At 72.4% G+C, this 17221-nt stretch carries 16 protein-coding genes and 1 pseudogene; 13 read left to right on the top strand and 4 right to left on the bottom strand.

Translation table 11 applies throughout. The features are described 5' to 3' along the window. The 8 genes and pseudogenes from BUE41_RS28025 to BUE41_RS27990 all read left to right on the top strand — a co-directional run. Nucleotides 1–321: pseudogene (locus BUE41_RS28025) on the top strand (ATP-binding protein); the annotation flags it as partial. After that, complete coding sequence (locus BUE41_RS28020) at nucleotides 318–1838, top strand: hypothetical protein (protein WP_073460353.1); 1521 nt, start codon at nucleotides 318–320, stop codon at nucleotides 1836–1838. The pseudogene BUE41_RS28025 and the gene BUE41_RS28020, both read left to right, overlap by 4 nt. 22 nt (nucleotides 1839–1860) lie before the next feature. Beyond that, complete coding sequence (locus BUE41_RS30955) at nucleotides 1861–2205, top strand: hypothetical protein (RefSeq protein ID WP_159444979.1); 345 nt, start codon at nucleotides 1861–1863, stop codon at nucleotides 2203–2205. 53 nt (nucleotides 2206–2258) lie between these two features. Further along, nucleotides 2259–3197, top strand: coding sequence for a C40 family peptidase (locus BUE41_RS28010; protein WP_073460361.1), 939 nt, complete (start codon nucleotides 2259–2261; stop codon nucleotides 3195–3197). 5 nt (nucleotides 3198–3202) lie between these two features. After that, nucleotides 3203–4132, top strand: coding sequence for a GH12 family glycosyl hydrolase domain-containing protein (locus BUE41_RS28005; RefSeq protein ID WP_143172415.1), 930 nt, complete (start codon nucleotides 3203–3205; stop codon nucleotides 4130–4132). A 24-nt stretch (nucleotides 4133–4156) separates the two neighbouring features. Then, complete coding sequence (locus tag BUE41_RS28000) at nucleotides 4157–4660, top strand: hypothetical protein (RefSeq protein WP_073460350.1); 504 nt, start codon at nucleotides 4157–4159, stop codon at nucleotides 4658–4660. A gap of 368 nt (nucleotides 4661–5028) precedes the next feature. Beyond that, entirely contained in the window at nucleotides 5029–6852 is a 1824-nt protein-coding gene (locus BUE41_RS27995) for a phosphoenolpyruvate carboxykinase (GTP) (protein WP_073460349.1), read from the top strand. Nucleotides 6853–7413: 561 nt separating this feature from the next. Further along, on the top strand, nucleotides 7414–9312 hold the full coding sequence (locus BUE41_RS27990) for a hypothetical protein (protein ID WP_073460348.1): 1899 nt from the start codon (nucleotides 7414–7416) through the stop codon (nucleotides 9310–9312). Between the two features lie 5 nt (nucleotides 9313–9317). Here BUE41_RS27990 and BUE41_RS27985 read toward each other — a convergent pair whose 3' ends face one another. After that, nucleotides 9318–9641, bottom strand: a complete 324-nt coding sequence (locus BUE41_RS27985) for a DUF3024 domain-containing protein (protein ID WP_073460347.1) — start codon at nucleotides 9639–9641, stop codon at nucleotides 9318–9320. Between the two features lie 42 nt (nucleotides 9642–9683). On the opposite strand from BUE41_RS27985, the gene BUE41_RS27980 reads away from it, so the two are divergent. Next, nucleotides 9684–10262 carry a peroxidase-related enzyme gene (locus BUE41_RS27980; RefSeq protein WP_073460346.1) on the top strand — a complete coding sequence of 193 codons (579 nt, stop codon included), beginning with the start codon at nucleotides 9684–9686 and terminating at the stop codon, nucleotides 10260–10262. A 73-nt stretch (nucleotides 10263–10335) separates the two neighbouring features. Here the strand turns inward: BUE41_RS27980 and BUE41_RS27975 are convergent, their stop codons facing one another. Genes BUE41_RS27975 through BUE41_RS27965 form a run of 3 tightly spaced genes read right to left on the bottom strand, consistent with a single transcriptional unit; the run spans nucleotide 10336 to nucleotide 12941 of the window. Further along, on the bottom strand, nucleotides 10336–11100 hold the full coding sequence (locus tag BUE41_RS27975; RefSeq protein WP_281689949.1) for an amino acid ABC transporter ATP-binding protein: 765 nt from the start codon (nucleotides 11098–11100) through the stop codon (nucleotides 10336–10338). Continuing rightward, the gene (locus BUE41_RS27970) at nucleotides 11097–12011 is read right to left on the bottom strand and encodes an amino acid ABC transporter permease (protein ID WP_073460345.1); all 915 of its coding nucleotides are present in this window, start codon (nucleotides 12009–12011) and stop codon (nucleotides 11097–11099) included. The genes BUE41_RS27975 and BUE41_RS27970 overlap by 4 nt, the downstream gene beginning before the upstream one ends. A 3-nt stretch (nucleotides 12012–12014) precedes the next feature. After that, nucleotides 12015–12941 (bottom strand): ABC transporter substrate-binding protein, encoded by a 927-nt coding sequence (locus BUE41_RS27965; protein ID WP_073460344.1) that lies wholly within the window; start codon nucleotides 12939–12941, stop codon nucleotides 12015–12017. A 170-nt stretch (nucleotides 12942–13111) separates the two neighbouring features. On the opposite strand from BUE41_RS27965, the gene BUE41_RS27960 reads away from it, so the two are divergent. The 4 genes from BUE41_RS27960 to BUE41_RS27945 all read left to right on the top strand — a co-directional run bounded on the left by BUE41_RS27960 (nucleotide 13112) and on the right by BUE41_RS27945 (nucleotide 17209). Continuing rightward, nucleotides 13112–13399, top strand: coding sequence for an antitoxin (locus BUE41_RS27960; RefSeq protein WP_073460343.1), 288 nt, complete (start codon nucleotides 13112–13114; stop codon nucleotides 13397–13399). A 176-nt stretch (nucleotides 13400–13575) separates the two neighbouring features. Further along, nucleotides 13576–14766: a pyruvate dehydrogenase (acetyl-transferring) E1 component subunit alpha gene (gene pdhA / locus BUE41_RS27955; protein WP_073460342.1), complete on the top strand. Its 1191-nt coding sequence runs from the start codon at nucleotides 13576–13578 to the stop codon at nucleotides 14764–14766. 123 nt (nucleotides 14767–14889) lie between these two features. Beyond that, nucleotides 14890–15870, top strand: a complete 981-nt coding sequence (locus tag BUE41_RS27950) for an alpha-ketoacid dehydrogenase subunit beta (RefSeq protein WP_084755997.1) — start codon at nucleotides 14890–14892, stop codon at nucleotides 15868–15870. A 13-nt stretch (nucleotides 15871–15883) separates the two neighbouring features. Beyond that, complete coding sequence (locus tag BUE41_RS27945; protein WP_073460340.1) at nucleotides 15884–17209, top strand: dihydrolipoamide acetyltransferase family protein; 1326 nt, start codon at nucleotides 15884–15886, stop codon at nucleotides 17207–17209. Nucleotides 17210–17221: the final 12 nt, after the last annotated feature.

Raw genomic sequence — 17221 nt, 5'->3', positions numbered from 1 at the left:
CTGGTGAACGCCGTGTTCGTCGGCCGCACCGACGACGCCGAGGCCCAGGCCGACGCCCTGCGCCTGCTCAAGGTGCCCACCGGGGTGGGCTACGAACAGATGCTCGGCACGCTCTCCCCGGACGGCCGCGACCGCGAGTTCGTGTTCGCCGACGGCCACGGCGGGGTGGAGACGATCCGCGTCGACCTCTCCGCACCGCACCTCACGCACCTGCGGGCGGCGCTGGACACGACCCCGGCCACGACCGAGGCGGAGACCGTGCACGAACTGCCGACCTGGCCCGGTACGCGCACCCCGCAGGTCTCCCGGGACCTCCCGTGAGGTGGGTCGCCGTCCTCGCGCTGGTCGCTGGGTTGTCGCTGATCGGGGACCCGGCGTTCGCGCAGCCGCCCGGCGGGTGCGCCGTGCCGCCCGAGCCGGACCGGCCGGGCAGCGGGCTGGTCGGACTGCTCGATCCGACCACGGGCGCCGGTGATCCGGCCACCGTGTACGGCGAGATCGGCTACGCGGGCACGACCTGGCACGCCTACGACGTGTGCCACCGCCCCGACGCCACCACCGCGACCACCGACACATGGGTCGGCAACACACTGTTCAACGCGGCGAAGGTGCTGGTCGCTGCGGCGAACGGGCTGCACGACCAGCTCGGCGCCGCCGACCGGCTCGACGGCCTCGACGCGCTGCTGCGCACCGGGGCAGGCGCGGTGCACCGAGTCGTGTTCACCACCTGGGCCGGGGTCGCGGTGCTCCTCCTCGCGGTCGGCCTGCTCTGGCCGGCTGCGCGCGGCGACCTCGCCCGCCAGGCCCAGCGCGTACTCACCGCGGTCGCTGCGCTCGCCATCGGCGGCCTCGTCTACGCCGCGCCGGTGTCGCTGCTCAAGGCCTCCGACGCGGTGCTGTTCGACGGGATCACACAGCTGCAGCAGGGTCTTCTCGGCGAGCTCGGCGCCGGGGCCCCCGACGCACTGCCGGAGACGCTGACCAGGGAGATCGTCTACGCGAACTGGCTGCGCGGGCAGTTCGGCTCCGCGGACGCACCGCAGGCCCGGGAGCTGGGCCGGGACCTGCTGCGCGCGCAGGCGTTCACCCGTGCCGAGATCGCCGCTGGCGCTGACACCGCAGATGCGGCAGCGCAGAAGAAGCAGCGGTTCACCGAGCTGGTGGAGCGGATGGGGGACCGGCTGCCGCAGTTCCAGGGCGTCGCCGGCAGCCGGGTCGGTGCGGGCGGCAGCGCGCTGCTGCAGGCTCTCGCGCTGGCGGCGTTCCCGGCGGCGGCGAAGCTCGTCGTGGTCGTGGCGATGATCGTGCTGCGGCTCCTGGTGCTGTTCGCGCCGCTCGTCGTCGTCGTGGCGATCCTGCGCCCCGAGGTGCTGATCGGTCTGTTCCGGCTGTTCGGCGGGGTGCTCGTCAACGCGCTCCTGGCCGCGGTGCTGGCGGCGGCGCACGCGTGGCTGGTGGTGACGCTCCTGCGGCCGGACTCCGGCGTGGCTCCCGCGCTCGGCACCGTGATCACCGCGATCGTGTCAGCCCTGTTCTGGACGATCGTGCGCCCGGGGCGCCGGCTCGCCGCGATCGGCGCGCTGCTGCTGCCCCGCCCGCTGCCGGTCACGCGGGCCGCCCCGGTGCCCGACGGACCCGGTCCGCCGGTGCGCAGCAGCGCCCGGAGCGCTCCCCGCCCCGTTCCCCGGATCCCCGATCCCCCGAGGAGGCTCCCCGGTGACCAGCTCGAACCGCCGCAGCCGGGTGCCGCGCTCCCCGCTCCGCGCGGCGGCCACGGGAACGGCCGTGCTCGCGGTGGTCGTGGCGGGCTCCTGGTCGGCCGGCGCCCTCTCCCCTGAGCCCGCACCGGCCGTTCCCGTCGTGCCTGCGCCGGCGCGGCCGGATCCGCCGGTGGTGCCCGTGCCGTCCGCCGCGCTGACCACCGCCGAGGGGTGGGCGCGGGCGGTCGTCGGACCGCGGGACCGCGACTGGTGGCTCGCCGGTCTGCGGCCGCTCACGACCGCCGAGTTCCTGAGCCTGCTGGCGACCGAGGCCGACGAGCGGGCGGCGCCCCGCGGGGTCACCGGCCCCGCCGTCCCGGTGTCCGGGGCGAACGGCAGCGCGGACGTCGACGCGCCCACCGATCGCGGCGCCGTCCGCGTCCAGCTGGCGGACGTGGGCGGAACCTGGCTGGTTGCCGGGGCGGACCCCGCAGGTGCCTCGTGACCACCGCACATCTGCTGGTCGCGCCGTCGCCCCCACCGCCGCCCCGCGGGTTGCTGCGGGCCGGCCTCGCGGTGGCCGCGCTCGCGGTGGCGTCGGTGTTCGGGATCGCCGCGCTGATGCTCACCGGGGCCGCGCCGCAGCGGACCGCGGTGACCTGCGACCCGGCGCTGGCGGCCGCCGCGACCACGGCGATCGGCCGCCTCTCCGCCGAGCAGCTGGTCAACGCCCGCACGATCGTCGACGTGGGCCGCGCGATGGGGGTGCCGGCCCGCGGTCGGACGGTGGCGCTGGCGACCGCGCTGCAGGAGTCGACGCTGCGCAACCTCGATCACGGCGACCGCGACTCGCTCGGCTTGTTCCAGCAACGCCCGTCGATGGGCTGGGGTACGCCGGCGCAGGTGCGCGATCCCGAGTACGCGGCGCGGAAGTTCTACGAGGCTCTGCTGCGCGTCGACGGCTGGGAGGCACTGCCGGTCACGGTGGCCGCGCAGCGCGTGCAGCGCTCGGCGTTCCCCTCGGCGTACGCGAAGTGGGAGGGGAACGCAGCGGCGCTGGTGAGCGCGCTGGGCCAGGTGGCCGACGTCGCCGGATGCGCCGCCCCGGAGCCGGGCGCGGGCGAGCGGGCGATCGCGTGGGCGCGCCAGCAGCTGGGCAAGCCGTACCGGTGGGGCGCCACCGGACCCGCGGCGTTCGACTGCTCCGGGCTGATGCAGCGCGCGTTCGCCGCCGCCGGGATCACCCTGCCGCGCACCTCGCGGCAGCAGTTCACGGTCGGACAGACGCTCCCGCGGGACGGAGCCCGACCCGGCGACCTGGTGTTCTGGGCCGGTGACCCGACGAACCCGGCCACGATCCACCACGTCGCGCTCTACCTGGGCGACGGGCAGATCCTGGAGGCGCCGCAATCCGGGCAGCCGGTGCGGATCAGGGCGCTGCGGCCGGGCGAGCGAGGCCTGCTGCCGGTCGTCGTGCGACCGGGGGCGGCAGCGTGATGCGGATGCTGGCGACGGCTGCGGTCCTGGTCGCGGTCCTGGTCGAGATGGCGGTGTTCCTGCCGACCCCGGCGTTCGCCGCGCCCGATCGCTGCGGCTGGCTTCCGGCCGCGATCAGGCTCGCCCGCTCCGTCGAGTCCACGGCCGATCCGCAGGCCGCCGGCATCCGCGAGCAGCTGCGGGCGCTCGGCGTCGCTCCCGACACGCCGGTCCCGGCCGACTGCGGCCCCCGGCCCCGCCCGGACGCCGCACTGCCCGAGGGCGGCACCGTCGTCTGCGGCAAGACCGAGTCCGCACCGACTCCCAGCGGGGACTACGAGGTGCAGAACAACGTGTGGGGCTCCGACGAGCCCCAGTGCGTGCGGATCTTCGACACCGGCTTCGAGGTGCTCGACGCCGACCACGACGACAACGGCGGGGTGGCGGCGTACCCGTCGATCTGGTCGGGCTGCTGGCACGGCACCTGCACGGACCGGACGGCGCTGCCGAAGCCGGTGGCCGAGCTGGGCGAAGTCACCTCGTCCTGGGCGGTGCGGATCCCCGACGACCAGGTGCGCTGGAACGCCGCCTACGACCTGTGGTTCAGCCCGACCGCCAGCACCACCGGCGAGGACGGCACCGAGCTGATGATCTGGCTGGACCACGAGGACGTCGCGCCGATCGGGGAGCCGACCGCGACGGCCACCATCGGCGGGATCGACTGGGCGGTGTGGACCGGCAGCAACGGCGGGGTCCAGGTCATCTCGTACGTCGCCGTGGATGGCCTCCGCCGGGTCGTCGACCTGCCGCTGCACGACTTCATGGCCGACGCGATAGCGCGGGACGCGCTGGAGCCGGACTGGTCGTTGGCGTGCGTGCAGGCCGGGTTCGAGCCGTGGTCGAAGGGCGCCGGGCTGGCCACGACGGCGTTCGAGGTCACCGGCGTCACGCTCTGACACCGGTACCGGCATGCTGACGCAGTGCCCGTCGCGTCGACCCGCCCGCCCGGAAGACCGGGCCGCGCGCTGCTGGTGCTGCTGTGGATCGTGCTGGGCGTGGTGGCGCTGGTCAGCGGGATCCCCGGGCTGCGGCTGGCGACCGGGGCCAGTGGTGTGCCCGGCACCGTCGTGGTCGAGGAGTGCACGGCTCTGGGCCGCGGCCGCTACGACTGCCGGGGCACGTTCACCGCGGACGCCGGGGGCTCTGCGGTGCCGGTCGTGGCCCCGCCGGAGTCGACGGCGGGTGAGCGATGGCCCGCGCAGCTGGACCCGGCCGACGGGCGCACGGTCCGCGCGGGCCCGGTGGGGGTGTGGACCGCGCTCGCGGTACCGCTGCTCGGGATCGCGGTGCTCGCGCTGGCGCCGCTGTTCGCCTTCGCCGCCTCCGGCACGCGGCGCGGCCGGCGGGCCGCGGCGCTGGTCGGCATCCCGATCGCGGCGCTCGCGATGGCGGGTGCCCTCGGCGGCGTGATCGTCTCTTCGTGATCTTCGATGTGTGATCTTCGCAGCGACGTCTACGAGGGCAGATGTGATCTTCGGGGCACACTCACCGTCGGTGGTGCGGTGATTCCGGCCACTCCAGCATTGCACGACCGTGGTGACCTGGGACTCACTGTGATCGACACCGTCGCGGGAAAGGCCACTCGTTAATGCCGGACGGCCGCTTCTGAATCGATTACCTGATCGGTCTTGTGAGTCAGCCGACACCGCTGGCGGTTGGGGGGATTCCGAGGCCGCCGGTACCGTCCATGCCATCCCTCCGTGATTCCAGGCCCGGGGCCGTTCGCGCTTCGGGTCCAGCGGGTATTTGTGGAGGAGAGGGAGACTTGGGCCGAACAACGAGCGAGGGTGACATGACGTCTGTGGCCGTGCCAGGGATCGACCAAGCGCCGACCGAGAACACGAGCCTCCTGTCATGGGTGCGCGAGATCGCAGAGCTGACCCGGCCCGACCGCGTGGTGTGGGCCGACGGCTCCGACGAGGAGTGGGATCGCCTGACGTCGGCCCTCGTCGAGGCCGGCACGTTCAAGCGCCTCAACCCTGAGAAGAAACCCAACTCCTTCTGGGCCGCCTCCGACCCCGACGACGTGGCCCGCGTGGAGGAGCGCACCTTCATCTGCACCAAGGAGCAGCGCGGCGCCGGCCCGACCAACAACTGGGTCGACCCGGCCGAGATGAAGGCGACGATGACGGAGCTCTACCGCGGCTGCATGCGCGGCCGCACGATGTACGTCGTCCCCTTCTGCATGGGCCCGCTCGACGCGGAGCCGCCGATGCTCGGCGTCGAGATCACCGACTCCGAGTACGTGGTGTGCTCGATGCGGATCATGACCCGCATGGGCGCCAAGGTGCTCCCGCTGCTCGACAAGGTCGGCGAGCGGTTCGTCAAGGCGCTGCACTCCGTGGGTGCCCCGCTGGAGGAGGGCCAGGCCGACGTGCCGTGGCCCTGCAACGAGACCAAGTACATCTCCCACTTCCCCGAGACCCGCGAGATCTGGAGCTACGGCTCGGGCTACGGCGGCAACGCGCTGCTCGGCAAGAAGTGCTACGCGCTGCGCATCGCGTCGGCGATCGCGCACGACGAGGGCTGGCTCGCCGAGCACATGCTGATCCTCAAGCTGATCAGCCCCGAGAACAAGGCGTACTACATCGCCGCCGCATTCCCGTCCGCGTGCGGCAAGACGAACCTCGCGATGCTTCAGCCGACCATTCCGGGTTGGCGCGCCGAGACCATCGGCGACGACATCGCATGGATGCGTTTCGGCCCGGACGGCCGGCTCTACGCCGTCAACCCCGAGTACGGCTTCTTCGGCGTCGCGCCGGGCACCAACTGGAAGACCAACCCGAACGCGATGCGCACGATCGAGAAGGGCAACGCGCTCTTCACGAACGTCGCGCTGACCGACGACGGCGACGTCTGGTGGGAGGGCCTCGAGGGCGACCCGCAGCACCTGACGTCCTGGCTCGGCGAGGACTGGACCCCGGACAGCGGCAAGCAGGCCGCGCACCCGAACTCCCGCTACACCGTGCCGATCGGGCAGTGCCCGGTCGTGGCGCCGGAGTGGGAGGACCCGCAGGGCGTGCCGATCTCGGCGATCTTCTTCGGCGGCCGCCGCAAGACCACGGTCCCGCTGGTCACCGAGGCGCGCGACTGGCAGCACGGCACGTTCATGGGCGCCACGATGTCCAGCGAGACGACCGCCGCCGCCAAGGGCGCCGTGGGCCAGGTGCGCCGCGACCCGATGGCGATGCTGCCGTTCCTCGGCTACAACGTGGGCGACTACTTCGCCCACTGGGTCAACCTCGGCAAGAGCGCCGACGCCAGCAAGCTGCCGAAGATCTTCTACGTGAACTGGTTCCGCCGCGGTGAGGACGGCCGGTTCCTGTGGCCGGGCTACGGCGAGAACAGCCGCGTGCTCAAGTGGGCCATCGAGCGGATCGAGGGCAAGGCCGCAGCGCAGGAAACCCCGATCGGCTTCGTGCCCACCCCGGACCAGCTCGACCTCGAGGGCCTCGACGTCGACCCGGCCGACGTGGCCGCGGCGCTCACCGTCGACGTGGAGGAGTGGAAGGCGGAGATCCCGCTGATCGAGGAGTGGTTCGCGAAGGTGGGCGACAGCCTGCCGACGTCGATGCGGGACGAGCTGGAGGCCCTCAAGCAGCGCCTCGGCCTCTGACCCACGACGCGCCAGCACATCCCGTCGTGCGCCGAGCACGGCGGGATGTGCCGTGTCTGGAGACCGGCGAGTCGTGCGTCCGGCCGCGCGCGTCGCGCGTCGGTCCCGCGCACTGCGCGAACGGTGCGGTGCGTCACCGGGCGTGCACCGAAAGTGCTGATCAGGGCCGCCTCGGTGCACCGGACGGCAGGCGCGCCAAAGCCACCCGGACGAGTGATGATGCACTCGGTCGAGCGATCGTCGTGGATACGACCGGCGTCACGGTCGATCCGACGACTCGCTACCAGGAGTCCGCACCTCGTCGTCACGACGACTACCGTTCGTCGGATCACCACTACCGCTCGTCGCGGCGATGACCGAGCGTCGCTGCACGTGCAGCCACATCCGTCGGTTCACTCACCGGCGATGATCACCACTCGGGCGGGCGACCAGGCACCGCACAGTGTGACCATCTCGGCGCGCGCTGATTGCCGGGCCGATCGCACGGCGTGCAACATCTCGTAGGCAGCGGCGATACGAAGAGTGACTGTCGCGGCCCATGCGGCAGCTCGCGGAGGTGACGTGGTGCTGGATGTCGGACCGTCGGCAACGCGCGACGGCGAGGACGCCGATCTCGCCGTCTTCGTCGACCGGATCGCCGCTGCCGGATCGGACGCGGCCACAGGCAAGGCACGGACAGCGATCCGTACCGCCATCGCGGCCGGCTTCCCGCCGCCCGGGCTGCGCAAGCTCGCCGAAGGCCTGGCCGCCGCGGCCGCGGGCTCGCAGACGCCGCTGCCCCGCCACCCCGGCGAGGACACCGGCTCGATCGTCAACGCGGTCCGCAACGACGCGCTCGTCGTGCTCGACGGGTACGCCGGCGCCGAGCTGTCCGCCGCGCTCGGCGCCCTCGTCGCCGACGGTCGCCGGGTGGTGGTGACCGCGCCGAGCGCCGAGGAGCTCGCCGCTGTGCGCTCCGGCCTGCCCGCCGAGGCCGCTGCCCGGTCACTCGACCGGATGCCGGCGATGGCGCCGCCCCGGATGCGCGAGCTGCGCCGGCTGCTCGCCACGACCACGACCCACCGCCGGGCCCGGGGCGCGCAGAAGCTCCCGCCCGCCGCGGCCTTCCCGGCGATCGCCGAGGTGAGCGCGCTCAGCGCCGCGGCCCGGCGCAGCAACGGACGCGGCCGCGACGGCGTCATCGCCGCGCTGCTGTCCGACCTGGAGCCGGAGCGGCGGGAGGCGGTCGTCTCCGTCGCCCGCAGCGTGCGTGAGAGCCTCGACGCCCTGATGCCGCGCGAGCGCTGGGCCTGGGCGTGGTCACTGCTCGCCGACCTCATCTACGGCAAGCAGCAGCCGGTGTTCGAGCAGATCGTCGAGGACACCGCGCAGGCCGTCACCGCGCTGGAGAAGTCCACGGGCGCGCCCAAGGCGGAGATCGTCGGGCCGCTGCCGCCCGATGCGCTCGAGCTGCTCTACCGCTACCGCGACTTCCTGAACTCGGGCGGGCGCACCCGCGGCTTCCTGCGGCCCTCCGTCAAGCGGGACGTGCAGCCGGTGCTGCGGCTGCTGCTCGTCGACGGGCGCACCCCGAACTCGGTGGAGGAGATCAACCGCGCGATCGAGCACGTCGAGCTGGGCCAGCGCCTCGCCCGCGTCGACGCCGGCTGCGCGGCGCTGCAGCTGTCGCCGCCGATGGGCGAGGACGACCTGCACGAGCTCGCCGACGGGCTGGCGAAGGTGGCCGCCGCGGCCCGCGCGGTCGGGCACCTGCGCCACGACGTGCTTTTCCTCGGCGAGAACTCGCCGCTCGCGGTGCCCGACGTGGCCGCCGCCGCGCGCACGGCCGACGCGATCCTGGAGTACGCGGAGCACGGGGCGGGTGCCGAGGCGGCGGCCAAGCTGGACGAGATGGCCGACAAGCTCGGCGAGCTGGTGCCCTACTCGCTGCGCGCCGCCGAGCACGAGCGCGCCATCCTCGCGCTGCGCCGCCGCGACGAGATCGCCTACGCCGAAGCCGTCGACGCGCTGGCGGGTGCTCGGCGCGACGCCCAGGACGCCGCGCGGGAGAACGAGCTGCTCTCCGAGTTGGCGCGGTCCGCGCCGCGGCTGGCGGAGACCTGGCGGACCCAGGACCGCTCCGGATCCCTCGGCTTCGCCGCCTTCGCGACGGTCGATGAGCTGCTCGGCGAGATGCCGCCGCCGGACAGCGCGGACGTCGTCGTCGTGGTGGGGGCCGCCGGCATGGGCGTGGAGCGGTTACTGCTGGCCGCGGTGGCGCCGCGGCTGATCGCCGTGCTGCAGCCGGGCGAGGAGCCGGAGGCGTCGCCCAGCCTGATCAGCATCCTGCACCGGGCGTCGGCGCTGGTGATCCGCGGCCGCGCCGAGGCGGTGCCGACCCCGGCCCGCGGCGGCCGGATCGTGCGGCTCGACCCGGGAGAGCGGCGCGGTGGCTACTCCGGCACCGCTGCCGTTGGATAGCTGACCTAACGGGTAGCGGCGAGGACGTCGTCGAGGAGCGCGACGGGGTCCTCGCCGGACCGTCCCGCCGGCTCCCAGGTGCCCTCCTCGGCACCCGGGCGGTAGGCGACCCAGCGGCCCGCCGCCGGGTCCTCGAGCCGCAGCTGGACGAGCGGCTCCGACGTCCACGACGTGCTCAGTTCGGGATAGCGCGGCGCGCGCCGATCGGCGATCGTGACGACTTCGCCGCGCACGGTGTAGCCCACCTGCCGGTGCCGTCGCTCGACACCGGACACCTGGGCAGCACACCACTGCGCCACCCGCCGGCGCACCTCTTCTGCCAGGACCATGGACATCGATGGTGACTACCGGAACGGCTAACGTCGACCGCCATGAGTGAGCATGCAGTGAGCCGTTTCGGTCATGTCGAGCTGGAGGACATGCCCGAGGACCTCCGCGAGCGCATCGGCGCGATCGCGGAGAAGTCCGGTTTCGTCCCCAACGTCTTCCGGGCGCTCGCCCGTCGACCCGACGAGCTGCGTGCCTTCCTCGACTACCACGACGCCCTCATGGAGAAGTCCGAGGGCCTGTCGAAGGCCGAGCGGGAGCTGATCGTCGTCGCCACGTCGGGGGCGAACCACTGCACGTACTGCGTCGTCGCGCACGGGGCGATCCTGCGGATCCGCGCGAAGGACCCGGAGATCGCCGACTACGTCGCCACCAACCCGTGGGGCGCCCCGCTCAGCCCGCGCGAGCGCGCCATCGTCGATCTCGCGCTGCGGATCGCGACCGACTCCGCCCGCCTCACCGACGCCGACCTCGACGCCGCTCGCGCCGCGGGGCTCACGGACGAGGAGATCTGGGACATCGGTGCCATCACCGCGTTCTTCGCGATGTCCAACCGCCTCGCGCACCTGACGGCGCTGCGGCCGAACCCGGAGTTCTTCCTGCTGGGGCGGCAGCCGCGCTGAGCGCCGGCGAAACGCCACGAACGGCGCTTCCGTGCGCACCATCGCGCACGAAAGCGCCGTTCGTGGCAGAACCTCAGAGAACCTTCGACAGGAACGCCTGGGTCCGCTCGTGCCGCGGGCTCGACAGGACCTCCCGCGGGTTGCCGGCCTCGACGACCACACCCTCGTCCATGAACACGAGCTTGTCGCCGACCTCGCGGGCGAAGCCCATCTCGTGCGTCACGACCACCATCGTCATGCCGCTGGCGGCCAGCTCCCGCATCACGTCGAGTACCTCACCGACCAGCTCCGGGTCCAGCGCCGAGGTGGGCTCGTCGAAGAGCATGAGCCGCGGCTCCATGGCGAGCGCCCGCGCGATGGCGACCCGCTGCTGCTGGCCACCCGACAGCTGCGACGGGTAGTTGTCACAGCGATCGGCCAGCCCGACCCGGGACAGCAGCGCCATCGCCTGCTCGCGGGCTTGCTTCTTCGGGAGGCGCCGGACCGTCCGCGGGGCCTCCATGACGTTCTCCAGCGCCGTCATGTGCGGGAAGAGGTTGAACCGCTGGAACACCATGCCGATGTCTCGGCGCTGGGCGGCCACCTCGCTCTCCCGCAGCTCGTGCAGCTTCCCGCCCGCCTCGCGGTAACCGATGAGCTTGCCGTTGACGCGCATCGTGCCGGCGTCGATGGTCTCGAGGTGGTTGATGCAGCGCAGGAACGTCGACTTGCCCGAGCCCGACGGTCCGATCACGCAGGCCACCTCGCCCGGCTGCACGACCAGATCCACGCCGCGCAGCACCTCGACGTGCCCGAAGCTCTTGTGGATCTGGATGGCCTCCACCATCGGTGTGGTCATCGAGTCGCTCCACCTGCCCGCTGGAATCCGAAGAGCCGGTTGCCCGTGTTGCGCCGGGTGCTGCGGCCGTAGTGCCGCTCGACGTAGTACTGCCCGATCGACAGGACCGACGTCAGGATCAGGTACCACAACGCGGCGACGATCAGCAGCGGGATCGTCTGGAAGTTGTTCGAGTAGATCCGCTGCGCCGACGTCAGCAGCTCGAAGTAGCCGATCGCCACGACGAGCGAGGTGTTCTTCAGCATCGAGATCGTCTCGTTGCCCGTCGGCGGGATGATCACTCGCATCGCCTGGGGCAGGATGATGCGCCGCAGCGTCTGGAAGCGGGACAGGCCGAGCGCGCTCGCCGCCTCGTGCTGGCCGTGGTCGACCGACTGCAGGCCGGCGCGCACGATCTCGGACATGTACGCCGCCTCGTTCAGCCCCAGTCCGAGCAGGCAGGCCACGAACGGCGTCATCGCCGAGTTGACGTCGATCGATACGAACGTCGGACCGAACGGGATGCCCAGCCCCAGCGTGGGGTACAGCGCCGCGAGGTAGAACCAGAAGATCAGCTGAGCGATCAGCGGTGTGCCGCGGAAGAACCAGGTGAACGTCCACGACACGCTGGACAGCACCGGGTTGGGCGATAGCCGCATCACCGCGAGCGCTATGCCGCCGATGATCCCGATGATCATCGACAGCACGGTCAGGATCAGCGTGTTCTTCAGCCCGTTGAGGATCGGTGCCGAGAAGAAGTACTGCGCGACGACCGGCCAGCCGTAGTTCGGGTTCGTGAACAGCGAGTTGACGAACATCGCCGCCAGCACGGCGAGGATCGCCACGGCGAGCCAGCGACCGGGGTGGCGGACCGGAACCGCCTTGATCGGCTCCGGTCGCTCCCGCTTGGTGAGGACCGGTGCGTCGGACACGGCTCAGCCCGAGATCTCGGAGGAGGTCACCGCACCGTCGGCGACGCCCCACTTGTCGAGGATCGCCTGGTACGTGCCGTCGGCCATCAGCGCCGTCACCGCGCCCTGGATGGCCTTGGCGTAGTCGGGCTGGTTCTTGGCGATGACGATCCCGTACGGCGCCGTGTCGTAGGGCTGGCCGAGGACCTCGAGCTGGCCGTTGGTGGTCTTCACCGCGTACGCGGCGACCGGGGAGTCGGCGAGCATCGCGGAGACGCGACCGGCCGCGAGCGCCAGGGTGACGTCGGTCTGGGCCTGCAGCTCCGTGGAGTTGATCGCCGGCTTGCCGGCGGCGGCGCACGCCTGGTTGCGGGCGGCGATGTCGTCGATCTGGACGGTGCCCTTCTGCACGCCCACGTTCTTGCCGCACAAGTCGTCGGGGGAGATGTTCTCCGGGTTGCCCTTCTTGACCGCGACGCTCGTGCCCGCGGAGTAGTAGCTGATCATGGTGACGGCCTGCGTGCGCTCGTCGTTGATCGTGAACGACGACATCGAGATCTCGTACCTCTTCGACGTGACGCCCGGGATGAGGCCGTCGAAGGAAGCGTTCTCGAACGTGGCCTCCAGGCCGAGCTTCTGCGCGATGGCCCGGCCGAGGTCGATGTCCATCCCGATGATCGTCGTGCCGTCGGTGTCGGTGAACTCGTTCGGCGCGTACGAGGCGTCGGTGCCGAAGGTCAGCTTGCCGTCCGCGGCGATGTCCTGCGGCACCAGCGCGGCGAGCGCGTCGTCCTTCTGCACGGCCGGAACGGCCGCCGTCGTGGGAGCTGCGCCGTCACCGGCCGGCGCCGTCCCACCACCGCCTCCGCTGCCGTCGCCGCACGCGGTGAGGACGAGGGCCAGCGCTGCCGCCGTGAGCGCAGCCGGGAGAGAACGAAGGGTGACGGACACGTGACGACCTCCAGATCTGCGATCCAGGCACTCTGCCAAAACTTGCGGCTCGCCGACACCGGGTCTCGGTCACCGTTGGATGACATCACGGAGGGTGAACACCCGCCGCGAGGTTTCGCTCTGCGGCAAGGTGGGGTAGGACGACTCCTGAATCGACCGGAGGGCTCGACATGCCGAAACTGAGGAACCTGGCCGTGCTGGTGACGGCGGCCGAGGCAGCACGGCGTTACGCACGCAGCAACCCCGAGCAGGCCGGCAAGTACCTGGACCAGGCTGCCGCGTTCATCGACAAGCAGACCAAGGGCAAGTACTCGGCGAAGATCAGCGACATCACGAGCAAGGTGAAGGGCGTCGCCGGCATCCCGACGACCCCGCCGGCAGGCCCCGCCGCCAACGGCCGGACCTCGCCGAGCCCGACCGGACAGCCCACCGGCTCGACGCCTCCCCCGCAGTCCTGACCGAGCGCACCGACCGGCTCGCTGGTTGCGCGCTTCCGCCGCCGGCCGCCTGCTCGTGCCACTATGACGACGAGTGCCGGTGTTCCCCCGGTCACACCCGATCGGGGAGCGCCGGCGGCACGCCGTCCCCGGCCGCCACGAACGGCCGTGGGCCCCGCGCACGAGGAGGAAGAGTCGTGTCCGATCCGCAGGACTGGACCCCGGCCACCGCAGATCCGGGACTCCGCAGGCCCAGCCGCGAGCAGGTGGTCGCTGGGCTGAAGGCCACCGTCGAAGGCGGCCCCGATCTGGTGCAGCTGCTCACCCCGGAAGGTGAGCGCGTCGCGGATCCCCGGTTCGACGCCTGGGCCGCCGACGTCGACGTCGACGCGCTGCAGGGCCTCTACCGCGACATGGTGCTGGTTCGCCGGTTCGACCGCGAGGCCAACGCGCTGCAGCGGCAGGGCCAGCTCGGCATCTGGGTACCGCTGCTCGGCCAGGAGGCCGCGCAGATCGGCGCAGGCCGGGCGATGAAACCGCAGGACATGGCGTTCCCGTCGTACCGCGAGCACGGCGTCGCCTGGTGCCGCGGCATCGACCCCACCGAGCTGCTCGGCATCTTCCGCGGCACCGACCACGGATCGTGGGACCCGATCGCCCGCCGCTTCCACCTCTACACGATCGTCATCGGCAACCAGTGCCTCAACGCGACCGGGTACGCGATGGGGCAGAAGTTCGAGTCGAAGGTCGGGGACGGCCCCGACGCCGAGGCCACGATCTGCTTCTTCGGCGACGGCGCGACCAGCCAGGGCGACGTCCACGAGGGGTTCGTGTGGGCCGCGGTCTACGACGCCCCGGTCGTCTTCTACTGCCAGAACAACCAGTGGGCGATCTCCGAGCCCCTGGAGCGGCAGACCCGAGTGCCGCTGTACCGGCGCGCGCAGGGCTACGGCTTCCCCGGCATCCGCGTCGACGGCAACGACGTGCTGGCCTGCCTCGCCGTCACCCGGTGGGCGCTCGAGGAGTGCCGCACCGGCAACGGTCCGGTGCTGATCGAGGCGTTCACCTACCGGATGGACGCCCACACCACCTCCGACGACCCCACCCGCTACCGGCTGGCCGACGAGCTGGAGCTGTGGAAGCTGAAGGACCCGATCGAGCGGGTGCGGGTCAACCTCGTGCGCGAGCACGGCGTCGGACAGGAGTTCTTCGACGGGGTGGCCGCCGAGGCCGACGAGCTGGCCGCCCGGTTCCGGCAGTTCTGCATCGACATGCCCACACCGGGCCCGGAGCGGATGTTCTCCGAGGTCTACGCAGAGGCGTCGCCGCCGCTGGAGGCGCAGGAGGAGGCCTACCTGGCCTACCTGGCGGGCTTCGCGGCGGAGTGACCCCGCCTCGGCGGCCCGGCGATCCCCGGTCCGCCGTCGTCCGGCCCCACGTGGGCACGTCCTGGCCCGCCACCCGTCACGAGCGGGGTGGCCGGGCCACAGCGCGAGGAGAGGAGTCGGGACATGGCCACTGCCACGCTCACCCTGGCGAAAGCCGTCAACGAAGGCCTGCGCGCCGCGATGGAGCGCGACCCCAAGGTGCTCGTCATGGGCGAGGACGTCGGCAAGCTCGGTGGCGTCTTCCGCGTGACCGACGGCCTGCAGAAGGACTTCGGCGAGCAGCGGGTGCTCGACACGCCGCTGGCCGAGTCCGGGATCATCGGCACCGCGGTCGGCCTGGCGATCCGGGGGTTCCGGCCGGTGTGCGAGATCCAGTTCGACGGGTTCGTCTTCCCCGGGTTCGACCAGATCGTCTCGCAGCTGGCGAAGCTGCGGTTCCGGTCGCAGGGCAAGGTGCCGATGCCGGTCGTCGTGCGCATCCCGTTCGGCGGCGGGATCGGCGCGGTCGAGCACCACAGCGAGTCGCCGGAGTCGCTGTTCGCCCACGTCGCCGGGCTGAAGGTCGTCGCGTGCGGCAACCCGGTCGACGCGTACTGGATGATCCAGCAGGCGATCGCCAGCGACGACCCGGTGATCTTCTTCGAGCCGAAGCGGCGTTACTGGGAGAAGGCCGAGGTCGATCTCGACGCCACCCCGATGCCGCTGCACGCCTCCCGAGTGGTCCGGCCGGGCAGCACCGCCACGCTCGTCGGGTACGGGGCCGTCGTCAAGACCTGCCTGGACGCCGCCGTGGCCGCGGAGGCCGAGGGCCGCGACCTCGAGGTGATCGACCTGCGCACGATCTCCCCGCTGGACCTCGACCCGGTGTTCGAGTCGGTGCGGCGCACCGGACGGCTGGTCGTCGTCGCCGAGGCGCCGTCCGAGGCGTCGGTGAGCTCCGAGATCGCCGCGCGGGTGCAGGAGGCGTGCTTCCACTCCCTGGAGGCACCGGTGCTGCGGGTGACCGGGTTCGACACGCCCTACCCGCCGTCGCGGATCGAGGAGGACTACCTGCCCGATCTCGACCGGGTGCTCGACGCCGTCGACCGCTCGCTGGCCTGGTGAGGGAGGTTCGCTGATGCGCCGCGAGTTCGCGCTGCCCGACGTCGGCGAGGGCCTCACCGAGGCCGAGATCGTCACCTGGAACGTCGCCCCCGGCGACCAGGTCCAGGTCAACCAGATCCTGTGCGAGATCGAGACCGCGAAGGCCGCCGTCGAGCTGCCCAGCCCGTGGGCGGGCACGGTCGGCGAGCTGCTCGTCCAGCCCGGGCAGACCGTCGCGGTCGGCTCGCCGATCATCGTGATCGAGACGGCCGAGGCGGAGCCGGCCGCCGCACCAGCACCACCACCAGCACCGGCAGCGGCGGAGGAGCGCGGGCCGAAGATCGGCGAGGCCGGGCAGGACGGGCGCATCGCGACGCTCGTCGGCTACGGGCCGCGCCCGGGGTCGGTGACCCGACGGCCGCGCAAGCGCCCCGCCGCACCGCCGCCCCCGGCCCCCGAACCCCGACCCGCGCCCGCCGCGGCGCCGGCCACCGACGGCCGGGCGACCGTGCCGCTCGCCAAGCCGCCGGTGCGCAAGCTGGCCAAGGACCTCGGGGTCGACCTGCGCACCGTCACCCCGTCCGGCCCGGACGGGGTGATCACTCGGGCCGACGTGGAGGCTGCCGCTGGCGCGGGGAGCGCCGCGCCGGCCGTCAGCAGCGGCGGGGAGCGGCGGGTGCCGATCCGCGGGGTCCGCAGGGCCACCGCGGCCGCGGTCACCCAGAGCGCGTTCACCGCGCCGCACGTCACCGAGTTCCTCAGCGTGGACGTCACCGCGACGATGCAGCTGCGCGACCGGCTGCGCGCCGACCGCGCCTACCGCGACGTGAAGCTGACGCCGCTGGCCTTCGTCGCGAAGGCGGTGTGCCTGGCTGTCGAACGCACCCCGGAGCTGAACGCGCGCTGGGACGAGGACGCCGGCGAGATCGTCTACCACGACCACGTGCAGCTCGGGATCGCCGCGGCCACCCCGCGCGGCCTGATCGTGCCGAAGATCCGCGACGCGGACACGCTCTCGCTGCGCGAGCTCGCGATCGTGCTGGCTGAGCTGACCGAGACCGCCCGCGCCGGGAAGACCCCGCCGTCGGACCTGGTCGGCGGCACGTTCACGATCACCAACGTCGGCGTGTTCGGCGTCGACACCGGCACTCCGATCCTCAACCCCGGCGAGGCCGGGATCCTCGCCGTGGGCGCGATCAAGCCGATGCCGTGGGTGGTGGACGGGGAGCTGGCCGTGCGGACCGTCTGCCAGCTCGCGCTGTCGTTCGACCACCGGCTCGTCGACGGGGAACAGGGCTCGCGCTTCCTGGCCGACGTCGGGGCGCTGCTGAGCGACCCGGGGCTGGCGTTGACGTGGTGAGCCGACGGGGCA

The sequence above is a fragment of the Pseudonocardia thermophila genome, assembly GCF_900142365.1.
Taxonomy (GTDB): Bacteria; Actinomycetota; Actinomycetes; order Mycobacteriales; family Pseudonocardiaceae; genus Pseudonocardia; species Pseudonocardia thermophila.
The sequence above is the reverse complement of the archived record's forward strand: the minus strand, read 5'-3'. Positions and strand labels throughout refer to the sequence as shown.

What these genes read in the sequence shown, in the direction of transcription:
- BUE41_RS28005 (WP_143172415.1), top strand. Translation starts at nt 3,203, where the DNA reads ATGCTGGCGACGGCTGCGGTCCTGGTCGCGGTCCTGGTCGAGATGGCG.
- BUE41_RS27975 (WP_281689949.1), bottom strand. Translation starts at nt 11,100, where the DNA reads ATGACCACACCGATGGTGGAGGCCATCCAGATCCACAAGAGCTTCGGG.
- BUE41_RS27995 (WP_073460349.1), top strand. Translation starts at nt 5,029, where the DNA reads ATGACGTCTGTGGCCGTGCCAGGGATCGACCAAGCGCCGACCGAGAAC.
- BUE41_RS27960 (WP_073460343.1), top strand. Translation starts at nt 13,112, where the DNA reads ATGCCGAAACTGAGGAACCTGGCCGTGCTGGTGACGGCGGCCGAGGCA.
- BUE41_RS27945 (WP_073460340.1), top strand. Translation starts at nt 15,884, where the DNA reads ATGCGCCGCGAGTTCGCGCTGCCCGACGTCGGCGAGGGCCTCACCGAG.
- BUE41_RS27980 (WP_073460346.1), top strand. Translation starts at nt 9,684, where the DNA reads ATGAGTGAGCATGCAGTGAGCCGTTTCGGTCATGTCGAGCTGGAGGAC.
- BUE41_RS27950 (WP_084755997.1), top strand. Translation starts at nt 14,890, where the DNA reads ATGGCCACTGCCACGCTCACCCTGGCGAAAGCCGTCAACGAAGGCCTG.
- BUE41_RS27985 (WP_073460347.1), bottom strand. Translation starts at nt 9,641, where the DNA reads ATGGTCCTGGCAGAAGAGGTGCGCCGGCGGGTGGCGCAGTGGTGTGCT.